Raw genomic sequence first — 248 nt, forward strand, 5'->3', positions numbered from 1 at the left:
GCCCGGCCACCCCATGAGCAACCTCGGCTGGAACATCGGGCATCTGGTCAACACCATCACCCCCGAGGCCAAGCCCTTCGGCCATCTCCTGGCGTGGGACCCCGTGGCGCAGAAGGAAGTGTGGCGGCAGGAGTATCTGTCGCCATGGAATGGCGGCACCACCACCACCGCCGGTGGTCTCGTCTTCCAGGGCTCGGCCGACGCCCGCTTCATCGCCTATGACGCCAAGACCGGTGACGCCCTATGGC

Annotated in this window: 1 protein-coding gene; it reads left to right on the top strand. The window is 66.9% G+C overall.

Annotated elements, in window-relative coordinates; translation table 11 throughout:
* Positions 1-13: 13 nt before the first annotated feature.
* On the top strand, positions 14-248 hold a 235-nt coding region (locus tag SB754_RS22130; RefSeq protein ID WP_410784439.1), incomplete at its 3' end, for a PQQ-binding-like beta-propeller repeat protein.

It is taken from the genome of Leifsonia sp. SIMBA_070, assembly GCF_046534635.1.
Taxonomy (GTDB): domain Bacteria; phylum Actinomycetota; class Actinomycetes; order Actinomycetales; family Microbacteriaceae; genus Leifsonia.